At 68.4% G+C, this 253-nt stretch carries 1 protein-coding gene; it reads left to right on the forward strand.

What is annotated here, in order from left to right:
- Positions 1 to 109: 109 nt before the first annotated feature.
- On the forward strand, positions 110 to 253 hold a 144-nt coding region (locus tag JHD62_RS22820), incomplete at its 3' end, for a DUF2252 family protein (RefSeq protein ID WP_233161176.1).

Raw genomic sequence — 253 nt, forward strand, 5'->3', positions numbered from 1 at the left:
CCCCCCCCCCCCCCCCCCCCCCCCCCCCCCCCCCCCCCCCCCCCCCCCCCCCCCTTTTCAAGCAGAAGACGGCATACGCGATTATTGCGTTCGTCTCGTGGGCTCGGAGATGTGTATAAGAGACAGGGCCTGCGCCTGGGCCCTGGCCAGGGCACATGCCAAATCCAGTGGCCGCGCGGCCGAACTGGCCGGCTACATCGGCCAGTCGGACAAATTCGACCAGGCGATTGCCAGCTATGCCACCGCTTATGCA

The organism is Aquitalea sp. ASV11, from assembly GCF_016429185.1.
GTDB classification, from domain to species: Bacteria; Pseudomonadota; Gammaproteobacteria; order Burkholderiales; family Chromobacteriaceae; genus Aquitalea; species Aquitalea pelogenes.